We start from the raw sequence: 21969 nt of genomic DNA, 5'->3' as shown, positions 1-21969 counted from the left end.
CAGAAATTCGTTGAGCGATTGAACTTGAATTGAAGAGTTTGATCATGGCTCAGATTGAACGCTGGCGGCAGGCTTAACACATGCAAGTCGAGCGGTAACGGGGGAGAGCTTGCTCTCTTGCCGACGAGCGGCGGACGGGTGAGTAATGCTTGGGAATCTGGCTTATGGAGGGGGATAACTACGGGAAACTGTAGCTAATACCGCGTAATGTCTTAGGACTAAAGGGTGGGACTTTCGAGCCGCCCGCCATAAGATGAGCCCAAGTGAGATTAGGTAGTTGGTGAGGTAAAGGCTCACCAAGCCGTCGATCTCTAACTGGTCTGAGAGGATGACCAGTCACACTGGGACTGAGACACGGCCCAGACTCCTACGGGAGGCAGCAGTGGGGAATATTGCGCAATGGGGGGAACCCTGACGCAGCCATGCCGCGTGAATGAAGAAGGCCTTCGGGTTGTAAAGTTCTTTCGGTGATGAGGAAGGTGTTTTGTTTAATAGACAGAGCAATTGACGTTAGTCACAGAAGAAGCACCGGCTAACTCCGTGCCAGCAGCCGCGGTAATACGGAGGGTGCGAGCGTTAATCGGAATAACTGGGCGTAAAGGGCACGCAGGCGGATAGATAAGTGAGATGTGAAATCCCCGAGCTTAACTTGGGAACAGCATTTCATACTGTTTATCTAGAGTTTTGTAGAGAGGGGTAGAATTCCACGTGTAGCGGTGAAATGCGTAGAGATGTGGAGGAATACCGGAGGCGAAGGCGGCCCCTTGGACAAAGACTGACGCTCATGTGCGAAAGCGTGGGGAGCAAACAGGATTAGATACCCTGGTAGTCCACGCTGTAAACGATGTCGATTTGGGGGTTGCCTGTATGGGTGGCTCTCGAAGCTAACGCGTTAAATCGACCGCCTGGGGAGTACGGCCGCAAGGTTAAAACTCAAATGAATTGACGGGGGCCCGCACAAGCGGTGGAGCATGTGGTTTAATTCGATGCAACGCGAAGAACCTTACCTACTCTTGACATCCTAAGAAGAGCTCAGAGATGAGCTTGTGCCTTCGGGAACTTAGAGACAGGTGCTGCATGGCTGTCGTCAGCTCGTGTTGTGAAATGTTGGGTTAAGTCCCGCAACGAGCGCAACCCTTATCCTTTGTTGCCAGCATGTAAAGATGGGAACTCAAAGGAGACTGCCGGTGACAAACCGGAGGAAGGTGGGGATGACGTCAAGTCATCATGGCCCTTACGAGTAGGGCTACACACGTGCTACAATGGCGTATACAGAGGGAGGCGAGAGTGCGAGCTTAAGCGAATCTCTTAAAGTGCGTCGTAGTCCGGATTGGAGTCTGCAACTCGACTCCATGAAGTCGGAATCGCTAGTAATCGCAAATCAGAATGTTGCGGTGAATACGTTCCCGGGCCTTGTACACACCGCCCGTCACACCATGGGAGTGGGTTGTACCAGAAGTAGATAGCTTAACCGGAAGGGGGGCGTTTACCACGGTATGATTCATGACTGGGGTGAAGTCGTAACAAGGTAACCGTAGGGGAACCTGCGGTTGGATCACCTCCTTATATATGACTGATGATTTTGTATAGGTGTTCACACAGATTGTTTGATAGATTTGAGAATAACGTGTTATGGTCGCGGTCCCCATCGTCTAGAGGCCTAGGACATCGCCCTTTCACGGCGGTAACCGGGGTTCGAATCCCCGTGGGGACGCCATAACACGATATTTTTGAATCGTATCGGTGAAAACCGATTTGTTCTTTAAAAATTTGGACACAAGCTAAAAACTGAAGAGAACTCAAGCGTTCGAGAGGACGTAAGAGCTGAGTATTCGAAAATCGAGCAATCGAGAATCGAATTGGGCTTGTTTGGTGAGAAAAGGCACTGAGCAGGTCAGCGTAGGGAAACTTACGCACGAGTCAATGGAAGACGGCTTTGGGAATGGAAAGCGGACTGAACGAAACGGGCACGAAAGTGGTTAGTTGAAATGAAAGTGCGGTCTGAAAATTCTTGAGGTTGTATGGTTAAGTGACTAAGCGTGCAGGGTGGATGCCTAGGCAGTCAGAGGCGAAGAAGGACGTGCTAATCTGCGAAAAGCGTGGAGGAGTTGATAAGAAGCGTTAATACTCCACGATATCCGAATGGGGAAACCCAGTAGATGAAGAATCTACTATTGTTAACTGAATCCATAGGTTAACAAGGCGAACCGGGAGAACTGAAACATCTCAGTACCCCGAGGAAAAGAAATCAATTGAGATTCCGTAAGTAGCGGCGAGCGAACACGGAGAAGCCGTTAGTGATAGTAAGTGAGTTAGGAGAATGAGTTGGGAAGCTCAATCGCAGAGGGTGATAATCCCGTATCCGAAGGCACAGTTACGGTACTAAGCTAACAGCAAGTAGGGCGGGACACGAGAAATCCTGTTTGAAGATGGGGGGACCATCCTCCAAGGCTAAATACTCCTGACTGACCGATAGTGAACCAGTACCGTGAGGGAAAGGCGAAAAGAACCCTGGTGAAGGGAGTGAAATAGAACCTGAAACCCTGTACGTACAAGCAGTGGGAGCCCTATCACTCAAGTGTATTGAGAGTGGTATAGAAAACGTTGAAATGCGGTTAACGTTTTGCGAAGCAAAACGGTCAACCCCAAAATCAATCAGGAAACTGATGATTAATCGGCGTGTGAAAGGGGCGTTTTACGAAGTAAAACGGCAATCCGAAAGCAGTATGCTTGAGGATAGGGTGACTGCGTACCTTTTGTATAATGGGTCAGCGACTTATATTGTGTAGCGAGGTTAACCGAATAGGGGAGCCGAAGGGAAACCGAGTCTTAACTGGGCGAAGAGTTGCACGATATAGACCCGAAACCCGGTGATCTAGCCATGGGCAGGTTGAAGGTTGGGTAACACTAACTGGAGGACCGAACCGACTACTGTTGAAAAAGTAGCGGATGACTTGTGGCTGGGGGTGAAAGGCCAATCAAACCGGGAGATAGCTGGTTCTCCCCGAAATCTATTTAGGTAGAGCCTTAGACGAATACCTTCGGGGGTAGAGCACTGTTTCGGCTAGGGGGTCATCCCGACTTACCAACCCGATGCAAACTGCGAATACCGAAGAGTACTATCTAGGAGACACACGGCGGGTGCTAACGTTCGTCGTGAAGAGGGAAACAACCCAGACCGCCAGCTAAGGTCCCAAAGTCTATGTTAAGTGGGAAACGAAGTGGGAAGGCTTAGACAGCTAGGATGTTGGCTTAGAAGCAGCCATCATTTAAAGAAAGCGTAATAGCTCACTAGTCGAGTCGGCCTGCGCGGAAGATGTAACGGGGCTAAAACATAGCACCGAAGCTGCGGCATTCAGATGACAGATTTCAGATGTCAGGAGACAGTATGGCAATCAAGTTTGAAGATTTGAAGGTGTTTCAACGCGCTTATAAAGTGTCGTTGGAAATTCATCAAGCGAGCTTGGATTTTCCTAAGATAGAGCAATATGCGTTAGGAGACCAAGTTAGACGGGCAAGCAAAAGCATTTGTGCAAATTTAGCCGAAGGTTTTGCAAGGCAACGTACTAAAGCGGATTTAAATCGATTTCTTAGCATGGCAATAGGCAGTGCTGATGAAATGCGAGTTTGGTTAAGATACTGTTATGACTTGAAATATGTAGATGAACAAGATTGGCAAAGATGGCGTAATGAATACGAAGAAATTGCGAAGATGTTACAAGGTTTTGGTAAAACACCGAAACCTGACGTCTGAAATCTGTCATCTGATTGGGTAGGGGAGCGTTGTGTAAGCGGAAGAAGGTGGCTCGAGAGGGCTGCTGGACGTATCACAAGTGCGAATGCTGACATAAGTAACGATAAAGGGGGTGAAAAACCCCCTCGCCGGAAGACCAAGGGTTCCTGTCCAACGTTAATCGGGGCAGGGTGAGTCGGCCCCTAAGGCGAGGCTGAAGAGCGTAGTCGATGGGAAACGGGTTAATATTCCCGTACTTGTGATAAGAGCGATGTGGGGACGGAGCAGGTTAGGTTATCCGGGTGACGGAAGTCCCGGTCCAAGCGTGTAGGATGGATGATTAGGCAAATCCGGTCATTTATATCAGAGGCGTGACGGGGAGACTCCACGGAGTCGAAGTAACCGATACCACACTTCCAGGAAAAGCCGCTAAGCTTATCTTATCATAAACCGTACTGAAAACCGACACAGGTGGTCAGGTAGAGAATACTCAGGCGCTTGAGAGAACTCGGGTGAAGGAACTAGGCAAAATAGCACCGTAACTTCGGGAGAAGGTGCGCTGACGGTAATTGAAGTCCTTAACGGATAGAGGTGAAGTCAGTCGAAGTGACCAGCTGGCTGCAACTGTTTATTAAAAACACAGCACTCTGCAAACACGAAAGTGGACGTATAGGGTGTGACGCCTGCCCGGTGCTGGAAGGTTAATTGATGATGTGAGAGCATTTGATCGAAGCCCCAGTAAACGGCGGCCGTAACTATAACGGTCCTAAGGTAGCGAAATTCCTTGTCGGGTAAGTTCCGACCTGCACGAATGGCGTAATGATGGCCAGGCTGTCTCCACCCGAGACTCAGTGAAATTGAAATCGCCGTGAAGATGCGGTGTACCCGCGGCTAGACGGAAAGACCCCGTGAACCTTTACTATAGCTTGACACTGAACATTGAATTTTGATGTGTAGGATAGGTGGGAGACAGAGAAGTATTAACGCCAGTTAATATGGAGTCGTTGTTGAAATACCACCCTTTAAGGTTTGATGTTCTAACACAGACTGCGGCACGCGGTCGTGGACAGTGTCTGGTGGGTAGTTTGACTGGGGCGGTCTCCTCCCAAAGCGTAACGGAGGAGTACGAAGGTTTGCTAATCACGGTCGGACATCGTGAGGTTAGTACAATGGTATAAGCAAGCTTGACTGCGAGACGGACATGTCGAGCAGGTGCGAAAGCAGGTCATAGTGATCCGGTGGTTCTGAATGGAAGGGCCATCGCTCAACGGATAAAAGGTACTCCGGGGATAACAGGCTGATACCGCCCAAGAGTTCATATCGACGGCGGTGTTTGGCACCTCGATGTCGGCTCATCACATCCTGGGGCTGAAGTAGGTCCCAAGGGTATGGCTGTTCGCCATTTAAAGTGGTACGCGAGCTGGGTTTAGAACGTCGTGAGACAGTTCGGTCCCTATCTGCCGTGGGCGTTGGAAAATTGAAAGGGGCTGCTCCTAGTACGAGAGGACCGGAGTGGACGCACCGCTGGTGTTCCCGTTGTTTCGCCAGAAGCATTGCGGGGTAGCTATGTGCGGAAGAGATAAGTGCTGAAAGCATCTAAGCACGAAACTTGCCTTGAGATGAGTTTTCCCAGTCTATAAGACTGTAAGGGTTGTTTAAGACGAAGACGTAGATAGGCGGGGTGTGTAAGTGTAGTGATACATTGAGCTAACCCGTACTAATTGCCCGAGAGGCTTAACCATACAACGCTCAAGGGTTTTACCCAAAAGCCGAGAGAAAGTTGTAAGAAAAGACAAGAGACGAAAGAGCGAAGTAAGAAGCTCGAGTAGGGCTCGAGGAGTTTGAATCAGATTAGCTTGTGACCGAATAGGAATAACAGCGAAAGAAACGCTGAAAGAATAAAAAATAGAGAACAAAACAAAGTAAGAAGAAGCAAAAACAATCAAGCCGAATTATTCCGGCGGCGATAGTGCGGTAGCACCACCTGATTCCATGCCGAACTCAGAAGTGAAATGCCGTAACGCCGATGGTAGTGTGGGGTCTCCCCATGTGAGAGTAGGACACCGCCGGATATTATATTAGAGAAGCAGAGCCCCTTGTAGCGATACAAGGGGTTTTTGTTTTGGGCGAAAAAAATCCTAAGACAAGAAAGCTAAGCAATACGAAGAAATACCCGTGCGGTTTGCAGTGAAGTTCAATGAGAAAAGTATGGCAACAGGCTGGATTTTGGTAATAATCAGCCTGAAAGTGCGGTCAAGCGCTCTTTGAAGAAAGATAGGTTCGTTATTTATATTTTTTACAGATATAAAAAACCACCTCGAATTGAGGTGGAAAGGGAAAGTAAAAAGGCAGGTCTTACTTCTTAGAAATATTATCAATAAAAGTTTTGCGCGGAGAGGATAATCCCAGCTTTTCGGCTTCATTCACCAGATTCATTGCTCTGTCAATATCGTTTTGTTTTAAGGCATTGCGAATGGCCGTATTGAAATAGCGCTCGGTTTCTTTTTCTACCGGCTTAGTTAATGTTGTGCCAGCAGCTTTGGCGGTGTTACCGATAGTTTGCGGCGTTGTAGACTTATCTTTGAAAGACGGCATTTGCATACCGATAAATTGCGCACTTTGTTTGCCGTCGACACGGATTTGAATTTTACCGTTACGGCTGTGTTGCGCCCGTAAATCGTCAATTGCCGGCGGCTGGTTGCCTCTGGCTTTGGCGTAAAGTTTTGCCGGGTGGGGAATCAAAGTACTGCCTTGCAAATCGTCAGCTGCGGTATAAACCAGCAGATAAATATAATCCTGATTCGGCGTCGGGGTTAGGTTGAGTTCGGTACTCAAGCGATTTGCTTGCAAACCGCTCTCGTGCTGCAATTTAAACACGGATGAAGGGTAGGTTGCGGCTAAATTGTAATTGGCATCTAACACCGCAACTGTCGGGACGAACAGCGCTTTATTGTCGGAAGAAAGAATGGTTGACTCTTGATTAGGGAAGTCGGTGATCGTGTTAATACGAATAGCTTTAAAACAAAACTACCGGCTAAACCATTTCTCACCATAGAAGAAGAACGTCATGCCGATAAACACGATCATTAAGCCGATAAGCTTCCAGATTGTCGCCGGGCGGATTGGCATTTGGATTAAACCGTAGTGATCGATTAACATTGCCATAATTAATTGCCCGATAATGATAAAAAACAGCATATTGCTCACCCCGACTTTCGGAGCAAGCATAATGGTGGTAAATACCACCAGGGCGCCTAGAGCGCCACCCGTCCATTTCCACCATGGTTGCTGTGGCAGGTTAATCCAAATTTCTGCCAGATTGGCTTTAGTGAGGGTGATTGCCAACAAAACCAAGGTGCCGGTGAAAAAAGAAATGAGCGCGGCGGCAACAGGTTGCCCGCCGACGGCTTTGCTGAGTTGGCTGTTGATTGCGGCTTGGCTGGCAAGCGCAACTCCGGCAATGAAAGCGACAAGATAGAAAAGCATATTGCCCTAAATTGCCTCTTCGTTTTCTTCGGCGGTACGAATACGAATTACGCGCTCGACATCATAAACAAAGATTTTACCGTCACCGATTTTGCCGGTCTGGGCGGTGTCGATAATGGCATGCACGCAAGCCTCGGCTTGCTCGTCGGCGATGACGATTTCCAATTTCACTTTGGGTAAAAAATCAACCATATACTCGGCACCGCGATACATTTCGGTGTGCCCTTTTTGTCGTCCGAAACCTTTGACTTCAGAGACCGTCATGCCGGTGATACCAACATCGGACAGGGCTTCGCGCACGTCATCGAGTTTGAACGGCTTAATAATCGCTTCAATTTTTTTCATCAGATTTCCTTAGTTCTTTTCACGACGTGCGGATTTCGGGCGGAAACTTGTAATCACATCCGGCACTGTATCAATATAAATTCCGTCGATCAACTGTAAGCAATACGGCACTGCGCTAAAAATCCCTTTAACCAGCACATTGCCGTGTTGATCTTTCACCCCTTCCAGTGTTTCTTTAATTGCTTTCGGCTGCCCCGGCAGGTTTAAAATTAACGATTGCTTGCGAATCACGCCCACTTGGCGCGAGAGAATCGCGGTCGGTACAAAATGCAGGCTGACTTGGCGCATTTGCTCGCCGAAACCCGGCATTTCGCGATCGGCAACGGCAAGGGTTGCGTCGGGCGTCACATCACGTTTTGCGGGGCCTGTGCCGCCGGTGGTTAAAACCAAATGGCAATGTTGCTGATCGACCAATTCAATCAATGTTTGCTCTATGATCGCTTGTTCATCGGGAATCAAACGGGTTTCAACTTCAAACGGATCGCATAACGCATTTTCCAGCCAGGTTTGTAATTCGGGAATGCCTTGATCCTGATAAACGCCCTGTGAGGCGCGATCCGAGACCGAAACCAAACCGATTTTTAATAATTTTTGCATAATAATTCTCTTTTGTATGAGGGACAGGCAGTTTATAGTGGGAAATATTATAGCGCGTTACTGAGCTTGTGAGAAAAATGAAGATAAATATTTTACTATTTGATGATTTTGAAACCTTGGATGTATTCGGACCAGTGGAAATCTTGGCACGCATTCCGAATGCGCAATTGAAATATTTCTCATTGAGTGGCGGACTGGTTCAAAGCCGACAAGGATATCAGATCGTGACGGAAAATATTACGGGTTTCGAACCCCGTGGTATTCTTTTAATTCCCGGCGGGCAAGGCACCCGTTTATTGGTAACAGACGCCTCATTTTTGGCGACATTAGCCCAGCTCGTCGAACAGTCGGAATATTGTCTGAGTGTGTGCACCGGTGCTGCTTTATTGGCGTGTACCGCACTTTTAGATCAGCATGCGGCAACGTCAAATAAGAAAGCATTGGCTTGGGTGAAGTCACTCAACCGGCAAGTGCTTTGGCGAGATAGCGCACGTTGGGTGGTTAGTGGCAAGTTCTACACCTCTTCAGGGGTATCTGCCGGAATGGATATGACGTTAGGATTTGTGCGCGATCGTTTCGGCGAAGCCATTGCGCAGAAAATTGCAACGGATATTGAATATATTTGGAATGCCGATCCGGAATATGATCCGTTTACGGATAAAGATGATTTGCGGCTAAAAATAGCAAAGCCGAATAATCACATTATTCGGCTATAAAATAGGTTATTCCGCGGCGGGTTGTTGTATTTTCAGCTCTTCAATCGCGTGGGTCATACTGCGTTGAATCAACGGCACGCGCTCATCGTCCGGCGGCAATTGGCGTAACATCATTTCCCACGACATCAACGCCATTTTGTAATCCTCTTTTTCAAAGGCGCTGAATGCCAACAGGCTGAGGGCTTGGATATTATTGTGATCTTGTTTGATCACTTCGCGCAGTAGCCTCTCGCCGCGCAATTTGTCGTTTTCATCTTGCGAGAACATCAGTACGCGCGCGTAACTGAGTTTGTATTCGTTGTTATCCGGCTTCAGTGCGGTGGCGCGTTGATAGCTGTCCAATGCCAGTTGCCCGTTGCCGGCCGCCATCGCAATTTGCCCCAGTAGCCACCAATTTTCATCGCTGTTCGGATTTTTTTGCAAATCGGCACGCAAGGCGATAATAAAGCGGTGCAATTCATCGGTGGTGAGCGGTTGCTCGCGTTCCTCCGCCAAGCGTTGTTGCAAGTGCGGTAATTCGGCGTGGGCTTGTTCTAACATCGCTTCCGAGTGCCACGAACCAACGCTGAAATAGGCGAGCAGTGCCATTGCCGCTAATGCCAGCGTTGCCGAGCTGAACCAGATTTTCCCGTTTTTCAACGCATTTGCGCTGACCGCACTTTGCTGCTGCGGAATATCGTTTAGCAACCGTTGTTGTAATTCATTTTCGCTCTGTTGCGGATCGTCCAACAAACCTTGTTCGTTGTCCTGTTGCAACTCTTGCAGGCGATCATAGTAGAACGCTTTGTTCAGATCCTGCTGTTGCACCGCACTTTGTGTATTTTGACTACGACGCAATAACGGGAAAAATGCCACTGCCGCCACCACGAGGGTCAGCAGTAAAAAACTTAACCACAGCACTATTTTTTCTCCTTATCGCTGTTCAAAATCGCCTCTAGTCTTTGTTGATCAAGGCGTTGCTGATCGGCATTGACCGCACTTGTGGCCGGCTTTTCCGCAGTCAAGTGCGGTTTACGCCGGAACAGCACAATCACGCCGAGTAATAATAACCCTGCCGGAATCAGCCACAGCAACAAGGTGGAGGCGGTGAGCGGTGGATCGTAAGTGACAAAATTGCCGTAACGCTGCACCATATAATCGACGATTTCGTCTTTGTTTTGCCCTTGCTGTAACAATTCATGCACTTTGGCGCGCATATCATTGGCAATGGTGGCATTTGAGTCGGCAATATTGTTGTTTTGACATTGCGGGCAGCGCAGTTGTTGGATTAATTGCTGGTAGGTCTGCTCCTGTTGCGGCGAGGCAAATTCATAGCTTTCAATCACCGCAAACGCCGGCAGGCTGAACAGCAGCAACGCAAGGATTTTTAAATATTGCACGCGCTATCTCCTTGTAATTGTTCAAATAAAGTTTTGAATCTATCCTGCCACACCGTTTCATTCATATCGCCGGCATAGCGGTAGCGAATAATCCCTTGGCAATCAATCAGAAAGGTTTCCGGCGCGCCGTACACGCCCAAATCCAAACCGAGCATACCTTTTTCGTCCAAAATATTATATTGGTAAGGATTGCCCAGATTTTTCAGCCATTGCACCGCTTTGTCCTGCTTATCCTTATAGTTGATACCGATAATGGTAATATCGCGTTTGGCAAGTTGGTTGAGGTATTGGTGTTCGGCGTAACAGGTCGGACACCAAGTCGCCCACACGTTTAATAGCAGCGGTTTGCCTTGTTGAAACAGTCCGTTGCCTTGCGTCGCTTGTTCGGTAAGCAACGACGGCAAGCTAAAGTGCGGTACGGCTTTGCCGACAAGGGCGGATTCCAAGGCTTTCGGATCGTCCCCGGCGGAATTGCGCGCCAATTGCCAAGCAAACACGATAACCAACGCTAAAAAGGCAAAGAGCGGTAGAAACAGTTTTTTATTCTTCATGCGTTACTCCCGATAGTTTACGATTGCCTTGGGTGATTCGGCTTAAGCGGTAACGGCGGTCAAACATCGACAACAAGCCGCCCAACGCCATAAACACGCCGCCAATCCAAATCCAACGGATAAACGGTTTGTAGTATAAACGTACCGCCCATGAATCATCTTCCAGGCGTTCACCGAGGGCGACGTAAATGTCACGGCTGAAGCCCCAGTCGATAGCCGCTTCGGTCATACTCATGCGGCTGACGGTGTAGAAGCGTTTTTCGGCGTGTAAAATGGTTTCCAGTTTATCGCGATGATAGACTTCGATCACCCCTTTTGCGCCCTCGTAGTTTGCGCCGTCATCTTTGACCACCCCTTGAAACACAAAACGGTAATCGGCAATTTGCGCGCTATCGCCGGTGTTCATGCGCACGTCGCGTTCCACACTGTAATTTTGGCTGAAGGCAATGCCAAATACCGTCATCGCCACGCCGACATGGGCGGCGATCATGCCCCAGTGGGAGCGCGACAGTTTGCTAATGCCTTTGAAAAACGTATGGCGATGGGTGGCGCGTTGCTGCATTTCGTATAGGCTTAAAACAAAAATCAACACTGCCATCATCGTGCCTAAAACCGCCGTGGTGGCAATGCGATCAAACAAAAAGTGCGGTAGCGCAAAACCTGCTACGATCATCAAGACGACGCTGATGATCACCGGTTTACGGATTACGCTAAATTGATCGCGCCGCCATTTGACCAGCGGTCCGATACCCAAAATAAACGAGAATGGAATCATCAAGATTAAGAACATTTGATCGAAGAACGGCGCACCGACCGAGATCGAGCCTAAACCGATCTGTTTATGTACCAACGGCAACAATGTGCCGATAAACACAATCGAAAGTGCGGTCATCAGCAATACATTGTTTAACAACAATAAATTTTCACGCGAATAACGTTCGTAGTGCGTGGTCGAGCGAATTTGGCTGCCTTTGACCGCATACAACGCCAATGAGCCGCCGATCACCACCACTAAATACGCCAAAATATATAAGCCGCGGGTCGGATCGGAAGCAAAAGCGTGCACCGAGACCAAAATCCCCGAGCGGACTAAGAATGTGCCTAACAAGCAGAGTGAAAATGCCAAGATCGCCAATAACACCGTCCATGCCTTAAAGCTGCCGCGTTTTTCGGTGACGGCGAGGGAGTGGATTAATGCCGTGCCGGCAATCCACGGCATGAGCGAGGCGTTTTCGACCGGATCCCAGAACCACCAGCCGCCCCAGCCCAGTTCGTAATACGCCCACCACGAACCCAGCACGATACCAAGGGTTAAAAACAGCCACGCCGCCAACGTCCAAGGACGCGACCAGCGCGCCCAAGCGGTGTCTAAATTGCCGCCCAACAATGCCGCAATCGCAAAGGCAAAGGCGACCGAAAAGCCGACATAGCCCATATACAGCAACGGTGGGTGGAAAATCAAACCGACATCTTGCAACAGGGGATTGAGTTCGCGTCCGTCCACCGGAAAATCCGGGAAAGTACGGTCGAACGGATTGGAGGTGAAGATGATAAACACCAAAAAGCCGATACTGATCAAGCCCATCACCGCCAACACGCGCGCAATCGCCTCCTGCGGCAAACTCTTGCTGAACACCGCAACCGCTGCGCCCCACAGCGACAGTAGCCAGATCCACAGTAACAGCGAGCCTTCGTGCGAGCCCCACACCGCCGATAAGCGGTAATGCAGCGGCAAGTTGGTATTCGAGTTATTGACGATATACTGCACGCTGAAATCATTGACCGCGAACAGATAAGACAGGGCGATAAAAGAAAAGGTCAGGCACAGGAACAGACTGAAGGTCATCGGTTTTGCCAATGCCATCAGCGTGCTATTATTTGTTGCGCAACCATAAGCGGGCAGCAGGGTTAGAAGTACGGCAATCGCCAAGCCCAAAGCCAAAGCGTAATTTCCCAGTTCGGCAATCATTTGTTTGCCTCGATTGTTTGCTGTAAATTTTGTTGGAATTTATCCAGACTTTGCTGATCGCGCTCCGACACACCTTTCAGATCGCCGTCGGATACGCCCATCGGTTGATGTACTTTCTGCATTTGCTGTTCCAACTCCGGCGGCACATAATTTTCATCGTGTTTGGCAAGCACCTCATGTGCTTTTAAGGTTTTTTCATCAATCAACACCCCTTGCGCCACGATACCTTGCCCTTCACGGAACAAATCCGGCAGAATGCCTTCGTATTCCACCGTCACCGACGGCCCGATGTCATTCAGGTCAAACCGCACTTTGAGGCTGTTGGGATCACGCACCACAGTGCCTTCCACCACCATACCGCCGATACGCAAGCGTTGTCCAGGCTGCGGGCGGGTGTCACTTTTATTGTCTTTGCCGTAAATCACTTCGGTCGGGGTGTAGAACAGATCGATATTTTGCCGCAAGGCGTACAACATCAAGCCGACGGCAACGGAGATACCCAATAATACTAACAATAACAGGCTTAAACGGGATTTGCGTCTCGGGTTCATGCTTGTTCTCCTTTGCGATTATTTGCTTCTTGCGCCAATCGCTGTTGGCGGGCTTGGCGTTGTTGTTCTTTGGCAACCCAAGTCAAAATCTGTTTTTTCTCGGCAAAACCGCTAATGATTAAGATTAACAGTGCCGCTACGGTGATACCGTAGCACAACCAAACATAGAAACCGTGCCCGCCCATATTAAAAAAATCAGACCAAGTTTGGAAAAATGGGGTCATTTTTTCTCTCCTTTTACAAACTGTTCAGCCAAAGCCAGCACCCAAGGGCGTTTTTGTTCTTCTTGTAACAATAAGTTGCGATAACGCACTATCGTCAGCCAAACGGATAAAAACAGGAAGCCGAAGATCGATAAAATCAACGGGATCAACATTTCAACCGCCATCGACGGTTTTTCAAATTTGGTGATGGTTGCGCCTTGGTGCAGGGTGTTCCACCATTCGACCGAGAAGTGGATAATCGGCAGATTGATCACGCCGACCACCGCCAAGATTGCCGCCGCTTTGGCGCCGTTACGGCGATCCTGAAACGCGGAATAGAGCGCTAAAATGCCTAAATATAAGAATAATAAAATCAGTTCGGCGGTCAGGCGCGCGTCCCACACCCACCATGTGCCCCAAGTCGGTTTGCCCCAAATTGCGCCGGTCACCAACGCTAAAAAGGTGAAAGTGGCGCCGACGGGCGCCATCGCGATCATGCCGAGATAAGCATGGCGGATTTGCCACACCAAACCGATGGCGCCGGCAATGGCGAGCGAGGCGTAAATCCCCATCGACCAAATCGCCGCCGGCACATGCGGATAGATCATGCGAAAGGCATTGCCTTGTTGGTAATCGGCAGGGGCGAAGCCCAGTCCCCAAATCCAACCGAGCGCCAGCAACAGCAGCGCAAGCACGCCGAAATAAGGCTGAAATTTGCCCAAGAGGTGATATTGGGTTTCCGCTTTCGCGTAAGGGTGTAACCATTTCCACATAGGTCATTTCACTCCATTTCTTTTTAATATTATTTAAAACAGATCAACAAATTAATCTAAACTAATACGCAACGCCGCCGCAATCGCAAACGGCGACAGCGAGACGGTGAGCGCCATAATTGCGCCTAAAATCGCCAGTTGCCCGCTGTAATTCAGGTTCAGCAGTGCGGCATCTAACACCGAGGCGGAGAAAATCAGCACCGGAATAATCAACGGCACGACCAATAAACTCAACAACACGCCGCCTTTGCGCAATGCCACCGTCAAGGCAACCCCGATGGCACCGATGGCGCTCAGGGTTGGCGTGCCGAGCAGCAGGGTGAGCACCAATGCCCACCACACCACCGCGTCCATCGACAGTAATAACGCGGCAATCGGCGACAGCAGCAACAGCGGAAGTGCGGTCAGCAGCCAATGCGCCACCACTTTGGCAAGCATTGACAGCGGCAACGGATAAGACAGCAGCATTAACTGTTCCAACGAACCGTCGCGGAAATCATCGGCAAACAGCCGCTCGAACGCCAGCAATGCCGACAGCAACGCCGCCACCCACACCACGCCCGGCCCGATACGCGCCAATAATTGCGGTTCAGGCCCGATCACCAACGGAAACAGGGTGATCACCAACAGGAAAAACCACAGCGGATTGAGCAGCTCGGCTTTTTTTTGCCACGCAATTTTCAGTTCCCGTTTGATAATACTGTAAAAAATCATACCGCACTTTTCCTTTCTCGTTATTCTCTTCGGCTGCTATTCGGTAAGCGCTTTAAACGGTTGCATAGGGAAAATCCGTAAACGCGGGCTGTTCACGCTTTGGTGACTGGTGAGCAGCACAATACCGCCTTGCTGACAATGTTGTTCAAAAAGTGCGGTCAGCTCGGCGCGCCCTTGTTTATCAATCGCGGTAAACGGCTCGTCCAAAATCCACAATGCGGCATTGCTCAGCCATAGGCGCGCCAACGCCACCCGTTTTTGTTGCCCGGCGGAAAGCTGATAAACCGCACTTTCCTCATAGCCGCCCAATCCGACATGGTACAACGCCTGCCAAATCAGTTCGTCATCTTGCTTACAGTTGCTGATTTGTTGGTAAAAACGCAAATTTTGATAGGGGGTTAATTCGCTTTTCACCCCGCTGGCGTGCCCCAAATATAGCAGTTGCGCTAAATAGGCTTCGCGCTGTTTAAAAATATCCTGCCGATTCCAAAAGATATTGCCGCAGATCGGTTGGGATAAGGTGGTTAAAATACGTAGCAAACTGGTTTTGCCGATCCCATTATGCCCTTCCAACTGAATCATCTCGCCGGCAGCAAAGCATGCCGATAAGCCTTCAAACAGCCGTCGCTCGCCGCGTTGACAGGCTAGATTGCTTAGTTCTAATTGGTTTTGCGCAAACATCAGACTCACTCGGAAACAATAAAAAACGGAACGCAAATTTTAGCATAAGTGATTGATTAGTGATAACAATCAATTTGATAAGATTCTACCTATTTAGGAGTATTTTTAATGTTGTTTTTTATTGTAATAACTTGATTTAAATACGGATTATTTTGATTTGATGATTTGCCGATTGTTTGATCTAACGCAAGTAAAAAAGCAAAGCCAAATGGAGGTTGATTATTCCGGGTAATGGAATCGAATTACGCTGTCGTTATGAACCTGCTGCAGCTTGCGCCATATTTTTATCGTTTGCCCGAAAGTCATAAAAAACCAGTTGTTAATTATTTGTAATAAAAGATTTTTCTTCCATTTTGCCGCCATGGCATATCAATAAACAAAAAAGGTGATATAGGCGGCAAAAATCATGTTCTGTGATTGTTGTTAGCGGACGGGAGCGTTAAAGTACCTTAGACGTTGTTAATAAAAAAAGGAGTGCCATCTATGAGTGAAAACAGTTTAAAAAAACTAATTGTCGGTACGATTTCATTAATTCTGGCGGTGATATTTTTTGGTGGTTTTGCCAAAGATGTGATGGGCGGGATTTTTGATTTCAGTAAATTAACCGGGCAATTTCCCGAGTGGTTAAAAACCAGCGGCGGCACCAGTGCCAAAGGCGGATTCCTTTTCGCACTCACCTTGGTGCCGAGTGTGATGTTAGCGTTGGGATTTGTCGCTATTTTTGAGCATTACGGCGCATTGGCGGCGGCTTCAAAATGGTTGAACCCAATCCTGAAACCGCTGATGGGGATTCCGGGCAATTGCTCGATTTCGTTGATTGCCAGTACGCAAAGCACCGATGCCGGCAGCTCGACCACCAAATTTTTACGCGATGAAAAAGAGATCACGCATAAGGAACTGCTGATTTTCGCCGCTTTCCAATTCAGTGCGGGCGCGTTATTGACCAACTTCTTGTCCTCTTTTGCGCCGGTGTTATTGATTCAGGATCAGGCGGGGCAAGTTGCGCCAGTCTCGATAGCGCTGTGTTTAGGCATTATTTTTATGTTTAAAATTTTCGGGGCGAACTTAATGCGGTTGTATGTGAAAAAATTTGTGAAAGATGATGAGGAATTATGATGAGCCAGACAACCAATCAAAATAAACTGATTACCGATATTTTTATCGAAGGTGCCAGAAAGGGCTGGAATATTGCAATCACCAGCACCATTCCAAACGTGTTAATGGCATTTGTGATTATTTACATCTTGAATGCGTCCGGCTTATTAAAACTGATCGGCGAGTATCTGGGTTTTATTATGCTGCCGTTGGGGTTGCCCGGCGAAGCGATTGCGGTATTTATGGCGGCATTCTTGAGTTGGGGCGGCGCAGCCGGGGTGTTGGTGGCGTTGGTTCAGGAAGGCGTGTTGAACGCACAGCATATTGCGATTCTGTTGCCGGGAATGGCGTTGGTCGGCTCAACCGTACAATATATGGGACGTATTTTGGGGGTATTGGGAGTGCCGGGCAAGCACTATTTGGTGCTGTTCGGCATTTGTATTATTAATGCCTATTTAGCCATGTTAGTGATGAATTTCTTGGTGTAATGCGGAGGCGTAAGATGATGAGAGAAGAAGATCTGGCTGGATTTCTGGCAGAGCTCAAACAATTGACCGATATTGAGAGCCCGAGTTTCCATCTTGATGGTGTTAACCAGGTTGCCGCTTGGTTTACGCAAAAGGCGCACGCGCAAGGATTGCGGTCAAAACCGATCCCGATGGCAAATGAAAGCGTCGCTAGCGGTTTGTTGATCAGTAATCAGCCCGAAGCGGAAAGGTTTGATATTCTGTTTCTTGCCCATATGGACACGGTTTTCCCTGTCGGTACGCTTGCGGGCACGCCGTTTACCCAAAGCGGTGATAGGGTGAATGCGCTTGGGGTGATTGATGATAAAGCCGGTGCGTTATTAGCGCTTTATGTGATCAAATCACTGGATCTTTCACGCTTGAATGTGGCGCTGTACCTGAATTCGCATGAAGAAATCGGCTCGCTGTATGCCAAGGAAAGTATCCGAGAATACGCAAAAAAATCACAATATTGTTTTGTGATGGAGCCGGCTCGGGCAGACGGTTCGCTGGTGGCGACCAGAAAAGGGGTGCTGACCTATCAGATCGAGTTCGACGGTGTTGCCGCCCATTCCGGCAATAATCCGCAACAAGGGCGTTCTGCCCTGGTTGAGGCGGCGAATTGTGTGGTGGCGTTGTCAAAATTAAGCGATTTTTCATTGGGGCATACTTTCAACAGCATTATCACCCATGGCGGAGTGGCGCAAAATATTGTGCCTGATTTTGCCGCATTAACGGTAGAAATGCGTTATCAATATCCGTCTTCATTGGACTTCTTTGAGCAGAAGCTGGAAAGTATTTTGGCTAACCCTTTGCAGCAAGGTACAACCGCACGCAAAACCTGTTTGAACCATGAAGCGCCGATGATTGATGAAGTGAATTTGCCTCGAATTAAGGCTGTTTTTGCTGAAGCAGGTCAAGAATTAGGCATGGATATCACTTGGGTTGATGCCAGCGGCGTGAGCGACGGCAATATAGCCTCGTCGGCTGGTTGTCCGACAATCGACGGTTTGGGGCCGACCGGCGGCAATATGCACGTGAAAAGTGAGTATATGCTTGCCAGTTCGGTCGTGCCGAAGTGCAATCTGATTTTGAATGTCATCCATAAACTTTTTGCGCGATAGGCGTTACATCGATATTGCATGGCAGCGGCGTTTAATCGTTATCACCGGTTAGGCAGGGGTTGTTTTATCAACCCCTTTTTAATGTGATCTTGATCACAGTCAGCAACTCAATGGTCTAAAAATGTGATATGAATCACATTATTGTAAGTGGTGTGTAAAAATATAATGTGATACGTATCACAAATTGAATTAATAAAATTTCGGTTTGTTTTCTAGGCGTGATACTTTTCCAAGCACGTAAAACGGGGAGTTTTACAACGGTGGTTTAATCATAACTCAGAGGTGAAAAATGCTATCAGCTGCTCTAAAAGTGAAAGTCCAAAGTTTTGGGCGCTTTCTATCGAACATGGTAATGCCGAATATCGGGGCATTTATCGCGTGGGGTTTCATTACCGCACTTTTCATTCCGACCGGTTGGGTTCCTAATGAAACCCTAGGTGCGTTGGTCGGTCCGATGATCACTTATTTGCTGCCATTATTAATCGGTTATACCGGCGGGAAATTGGTCGGCGGTGATCGTGGCGCCGTGGTCGGTGCGATTACCACCATGGGGGTAATCGTCGGTTCCGATATTCCGATGTTCTTGGGCGCGATGATTGCCGGCCCGTTGGGCGGTTATGCGATCAAGAAATTTGATAAATGGGTTGACGGCAAAATCAAGAGCGGTTTTGAGATGTTGGTCAACAACTTCTCTGCCGGGATTATCGGCATGCTGTGCTCATTATTGGCATTGGTGCTGATTGGACCGGCGGTTAAAGCCCTTTCTGTTGCCTTGGCGGCTGGGGTTGATGTGTTGGTCAACGCCGGTTTATTGCCATTGACTTCAATCTTTGTTGAACCGGCGAAAGTCTTGTTCTTGAACAATGCGATTAACCACGGCATTTTCACCCCGTTGGGGGTGCAACAATCCACCGAATTCGGTCAATCTATTTTCTTCCTGATTGAAGCCAATCCGGGCCCGGGTTTAGGAATCTTATTAGCCTATATTTTCTTTGGTCGCGGCAGTGCCAAACAAACTGCGGGCGGTGCGGCGATTATCCACTTTTTTGGCGGAATCCACGAAATTTATTTCCCGTATATCCTGATGAAACCACGTTTGATCTTAGCGGTAATTGCCGGTGGTATGGTTGGCGTATTGACCTTGGTTTTGTTTAACGCCGGCTTGCGTGCGCCTGCCTCACCAGGTTCCATCTTTGCGGTCTTGCTGATGACCCCGCCGCCGGCGTTTGTCGGTGTGATCACTTCGGTTATCGCCTCTTGCGCCACCTCGTTCGCCGTTGCCTCGGTTTTGTTGAAAACCGACAAGCAAGAAGGCGAAGGTGTTTCGCTGGAAGACGCAACGTCACAAATGAAAGCGATGAAAATGGGCAACGGTAAAACCGAATTGAGCGGTGCGGATTACAATACGTTGCAAACCATTTATGTTTCTTGCGACGCCGGTATGGGCTCCAGTGCGATGGGGGCGAGTATGCTGCGCAAAAAAGTGCAGGCGGCAGGTTTGGATATCCGTGTGGTCAACTGCGCAATCAATGATTTGCCGGCGGATGCACGCTTAGTGATTACCCATAAAGATTTGACTCTGCGAGCCAAACAACAAGTGCCGGAAGCGACCCATTTGTCATTAACCAACTTCTTGGACAATCCGTTCTATGACAGTTTGGTCAGTGATATCGTCGATAAATCCAGTGCTGCGCAAGCAGGTGTCGCTGAGCAAGCGGCAGAAGTTGAACAACCGCCGGCATTTAAACTACAAAAAGAGCAAATTTTCTTAGGCTTAAAAGCCGCAACGAAAGAAGAAGCGATTCGTTTTGCCGGCGAGCAGTTGGTGAAAGCCGGTTTTGCCAAACCGGATTACGTGCCGGCGATGTTCGAACGTGAAAAACTGGTTTCGACTTATCTGGGCGAAGGGGTTGCGGTGCCGCACGGTACGATTGAAGCCAAAGACGAAGTGATTAAAACCGGTATCGTGTTCTGTCAATATCCCGACGGGGTGCAGTTCACCGACGAGGAAGACGGTGTGGCAAAACTGGTGATTGGGATTGCGGCGAAAAATAACGAACACATTGCGGTGGTAACCTCTATCACCGGTGCGTTAGACAGCGAAGCGTCTATCGAACTGCTGACGACGACAACCGATGTGGAACAAGTGTTGGCGTTATTGAAATAATCAACCGAATAAAAGAGAGATGTTTCTGAATTCGTAACCAATATGCTTAGACAAAGTACGGGCGGATTATATATCAGTCCGTTTACGAAGTGCGGTTCGGGCGGATATATAATCCGTCCCTACTTTCCCCATATACCGAATGCGTTTTGGATTACTGAATAGTTTAGCCAGACATCTCTGCTTCTCTGTAAAAAAGGAAAGAAAAATGAAAGCATTACATTTTGGTGCCGGCAATATCGGACGCGGCTTTATCGGTAAGCTATTATCCGATTCCGGCATTCATGTGACTTTTGCCGACGTGAACGACGCGGTGATTGATTTATTGAACCGGCAACAAGCCTACGACGTAAAAATCGTCAGCGAACAGCAAAGCAACATTGAACGCGTTGCGCCGGTTGCGGCGATCAATTCCAAAAACAGCGATCAGCTCATCGAGAAATTCAACCAAGTGGATTTGGTCACCACAGCGGTTGGTCCGAACGTGTTAGCGATTATCTCTGCCACCATCGCCAAAGCGCTGGAAATCCGTTTCGCCGGTGGCAATAAACATTATCTGAACATCATCGCTTGCGAAAATATGGTGCGGGGTACTTCCTTCTTAAAACAAAAAGTGCTGGAGCAGCTCAATCCCGATTATCATACCGCACTTGAGCAATATGTCGGCTTTGTGGATTCGGCGGTGGATCGCATTGTGCCGCCGGTGGCGCCGAATGCGGAAAATCCGCTGTTGGTGACGGTGGAAGCGTTTAGCGAATGGATTGTCGATCAAACCCAATTCAAAGGCGACATTCCCAAGATTACGGGCATGGAGTTGACCGATAATTTAATGGCATTTGTCGAGCGCAAGTTGTTCACGTTGAACACCGGGCACGCGGTGACCGCCTATTTAGGCAAATTAAGCGGACACCATCTGATCCGCGAAGCGATTGAAGATGAAGCGATCAAACGGCAAGTGCGGTCGGTCATGCAGGAAAGCGGTGCGGTGTTGATTAAGCGCTACGGTTTTGAGCAAGAGAAACATTTTGCCTATATTGAAAAAATTCTGAAACGTTTTGCCAATCCGTATTTGCCGGACGATGTTGATCGCGTCGGACGCGAGCCGATCCGCAAACTCAGCCCGAATGATCGCTTGATCAAACCGCTGAACGGCACGATTGAATACGGCTTGCCGCATGATACGTTAGTGAAAGCCATTGCCGCCGCACTGCATTATCGCAACGAAAGTGATCCGCAGGCAGTTGAATTGCAGGCTTATATTGCGGATAATGGCGTGCTTCAGGCGATCCATCGCTATACCGGCTTGGGCGAAAGTGCGGTGGTGAACGCGATCGTCGCCAACTACCAACAATTAAGCAAAATCAAGGATTGATTATTTAACA

The 21969-nt window shown here is 48.6% G+C and carries 19 protein-coding genes, 1 tRNA gene and 3 rRNA genes; 10 read left to right on the top strand and 13 right to left on the bottom strand.

All coding sequences use genetic code 11. The annotated features are described in order from the left end of the window. Window positions 1-26 precede the first annotated feature (26 nt). The 4 genes from ACWA5Z_RS01605 (at window position 27) to rrf (ending at window position 5805) form a co-directional block, all read left to right on the top strand. Window positions 27-1566, top strand: a 16S ribosomal RNA gene (locus ACWA5Z_RS01605). 75 nt (window positions 1567-1641) lie between these two features. Continuing rightward, window positions 1642-1717, top strand: a tRNA-Glu gene (locus tag ACWA5Z_RS01600). Between the two features lie 306 nt (window positions 1718-2023). Next, window positions 2024-5475 (top strand): 23S ribosomal RNA (locus ACWA5Z_RS01595). A gap of 214 nt (window positions 5476-5689) precedes the next feature. Beyond that, window positions 5690-5805: ribosomal RNA gene (gene rrf / locus ACWA5Z_RS01590) — 5S ribosomal RNA — on the top strand. Together the 16S, 23S and 5S rRNA genes with 1 tRNA gene alongside form the textbook arrangement of a ribosomal RNA operon. A 283-nt stretch (window positions 5806-6088) precedes the next feature. On the opposite strand, the gene ACWA5Z_RS01585 is transcribed toward rrf, so the two are convergent. The 4 genes from ACWA5Z_RS01585 to mog all read right to left on the bottom strand — a co-directional run bounded on the left by ACWA5Z_RS01585 (window position 6089) and on the right by mog (window position 8161). Then, complete coding sequence (locus ACWA5Z_RS01585) at window positions 6089-6655, bottom strand: MalM family protein (RefSeq protein WP_449343111.1); 567 nt, start codon at window positions 6653-6655, stop codon at window positions 6089-6091. 105 nt (window positions 6656-6760) lie between these two features. Further along, window positions 6761-7219 carry a DMT family transporter gene (locus ACWA5Z_RS01580; RefSeq protein ID WP_431053593.1) on the bottom strand — a complete coding sequence of 153 codons (459 nt, stop codon included), beginning with the start codon at window positions 7217-7219 and terminating at the stop codon, window positions 6761-6763. Between the two features lie 6 nt (window positions 7220-7225). Beyond that, window positions 7226-7564 (bottom strand): nitrogen regulatory protein P-II, encoded by a 339-nt coding sequence (gene glnB, locus ACWA5Z_RS01575; RefSeq protein ID WP_431053592.1) that lies wholly within the window; start codon window positions 7562-7564, stop codon window positions 7226-7228. A gap of 9 nt (window positions 7565-7573) precedes the next feature. Next, window positions 7574-8161 carry a molybdopterin adenylyltransferase gene (mog, locus tag ACWA5Z_RS01570; protein ID WP_431053591.1) on the bottom strand — a complete coding sequence of 196 codons (588 nt, stop codon included), beginning with the start codon at window positions 8159-8161 and terminating at the stop codon, window positions 7574-7576. Window positions 8162-8238: 77 nt separating this feature from the next. Between mog and ACWA5Z_RS01565 the strand changes: the two genes are divergently transcribed. After that, complete coding sequence (locus tag ACWA5Z_RS01565) at window positions 8239-8877, top strand: DJ-1/PfpI family protein (RefSeq protein ID WP_431053590.1); 639 nt, start codon at window positions 8239-8241, stop codon at window positions 8875-8877. A gap of 6 nt (window positions 8878-8883) precedes the next feature. Here the strand turns inward: ACWA5Z_RS01565 and ccmI are convergent, their stop codons facing one another. The 9 genes from ccmI to ccmA are packed head-to-tail and all read right to left on the bottom strand — an operon-like array spanning window position 8884 to window position 15698. After that, window positions 8884-9780 carry a c-type cytochrome biogenesis protein CcmI gene (gene ccmI / locus ACWA5Z_RS01560; RefSeq protein WP_431054266.1) on the bottom strand — a complete coding sequence of 299 codons (897 nt, stop codon included), beginning with the start codon at window positions 9778-9780 and terminating at the stop codon, window positions 8884-8886. After that, entirely contained in the window at window positions 9777-10256 is a 480-nt protein-coding gene (locus ACWA5Z_RS01555) for a cytochrome c-type biogenesis protein (RefSeq protein WP_431053589.1), read from the bottom strand. Before ACWA5Z_RS01555 ends, ccmI begins: the two co-directional genes overlap by 4 nt. Next, complete coding sequence (locus tag ACWA5Z_RS01550; RefSeq protein ID WP_431053588.1) at window positions 10244-10807, bottom strand: DsbE family thiol:disulfide interchange protein; 564 nt, start codon at window positions 10805-10807, stop codon at window positions 10244-10246. Before ACWA5Z_RS01550 ends, ACWA5Z_RS01555 begins: the two co-directional genes overlap by 13 nt. Beyond that, entirely contained in the window at window positions 10797-12776 is a 1980-nt protein-coding gene (locus ACWA5Z_RS01545; protein ID WP_431053587.1) for a heme lyase CcmF/NrfE family subunit, read from the bottom strand. Before ACWA5Z_RS01545 ends, ACWA5Z_RS01550 begins: the two co-directional genes overlap by 11 nt. Then, window positions 12773-13327, bottom strand: coding sequence for a cytochrome c maturation protein CcmE (ccmE, locus tag ACWA5Z_RS01540; RefSeq protein WP_431053586.1), 555 nt, complete (start codon window positions 13325-13327; stop codon window positions 12773-12775). The genes ACWA5Z_RS01545 and ccmE overlap by 4 nt, the downstream gene beginning before the upstream one ends. Next, the gene (ccmD, locus tag ACWA5Z_RS01535; protein WP_431053585.1) at window positions 13324-13551 is read right to left on the bottom strand and encodes a heme exporter protein CcmD; all 228 of its coding nucleotides are present in this window, start codon (window positions 13549-13551) and stop codon (window positions 13324-13326) included. Before ccmD ends, ccmE begins: the two co-directional genes overlap by 4 nt. Beyond that, the gene (locus tag ACWA5Z_RS01530) at window positions 13548-14303 is read right to left on the bottom strand and encodes a heme ABC transporter permease (protein WP_431053584.1); all 756 of its coding nucleotides are present in this window, start codon (window positions 14301-14303) and stop codon (window positions 13548-13550) included. The genes ccmD and ACWA5Z_RS01530 overlap by 4 nt, the downstream gene beginning before the upstream one ends. A gap of 51 nt (window positions 14304-14354) precedes the next feature. Further along, the gene (ccmB, locus tag ACWA5Z_RS01525) at window positions 14355-15017 is read right to left on the bottom strand and encodes a heme exporter protein CcmB (protein WP_431053583.1); all 663 of its coding nucleotides are present in this window, start codon (window positions 15015-15017) and stop codon (window positions 14355-14357) included. Window positions 15018-15053: 36 nt separating this feature from the next. Continuing rightward, complete coding sequence (ccmA, locus tag ACWA5Z_RS01520) at window positions 15054-15698, bottom strand: cytochrome c biogenesis heme-transporting ATPase CcmA (RefSeq protein ID WP_431053582.1); 645 nt, start codon at window positions 15696-15698, stop codon at window positions 15054-15056. A gap of 483 nt (window positions 15699-16181) precedes the next feature. Between ccmA and ACWA5Z_RS01515 the strand changes: the two genes are divergently transcribed. The 5 genes from ACWA5Z_RS01515 to ACWA5Z_RS01495 all read left to right on the top strand — a co-directional run bounded on the left by ACWA5Z_RS01515 (window position 16182) and on the right by ACWA5Z_RS01495 (window position 21959). Further along, entirely contained in the window at window positions 16182-16814 is a 633-nt protein-coding gene (locus ACWA5Z_RS01515; protein WP_431053581.1) for a nucleoside recognition domain-containing protein, read from the top strand. Further along, window positions 16811-17281, top strand: a complete 471-nt coding sequence (locus tag ACWA5Z_RS01510; protein ID WP_431053580.1) for a YjiG family protein — start codon at window positions 16811-16813, stop codon at window positions 17279-17281. Before ACWA5Z_RS01515 ends, ACWA5Z_RS01510 begins: the two co-directional genes overlap by 4 nt. 14 nt (window positions 17282-17295) lie before the next feature. After that, window positions 17296-18423 carry a M20/M25/M40 family metallo-hydrolase gene (locus ACWA5Z_RS01505; RefSeq protein WP_431053579.1) on the top strand — a complete coding sequence of 376 codons (1128 nt, stop codon included), beginning with the start codon at window positions 17296-17298 and terminating at the stop codon, window positions 18421-18423. A 289-nt stretch (window positions 18424-18712) separates the two neighbouring features. After that, window positions 18713-20590 (top strand): PTS mannitol transporter subunit IICBA, encoded by a 1878-nt coding sequence (locus ACWA5Z_RS01500; RefSeq protein WP_431053578.1) that lies wholly within the window; start codon window positions 18713-18715, stop codon window positions 20588-20590. 205 nt (window positions 20591-20795) lie between these two features. Then, window positions 20796-21959 carry a mannitol-1-phosphate 5-dehydrogenase gene (locus ACWA5Z_RS01495; RefSeq protein WP_431053577.1) on the top strand — a complete coding sequence of 388 codons (1164 nt, stop codon included), beginning with the start codon at window positions 20796-20798 and terminating at the stop codon, window positions 21957-21959. Window positions 21960-21969 lie beyond the last annotated feature (10 nt).

The organism is Testudinibacter sp. P80/BLE/0925, from assembly GCF_053570785.1.
This window is presented reverse-complemented; position numbering and strand designations above follow the sequence as displayed.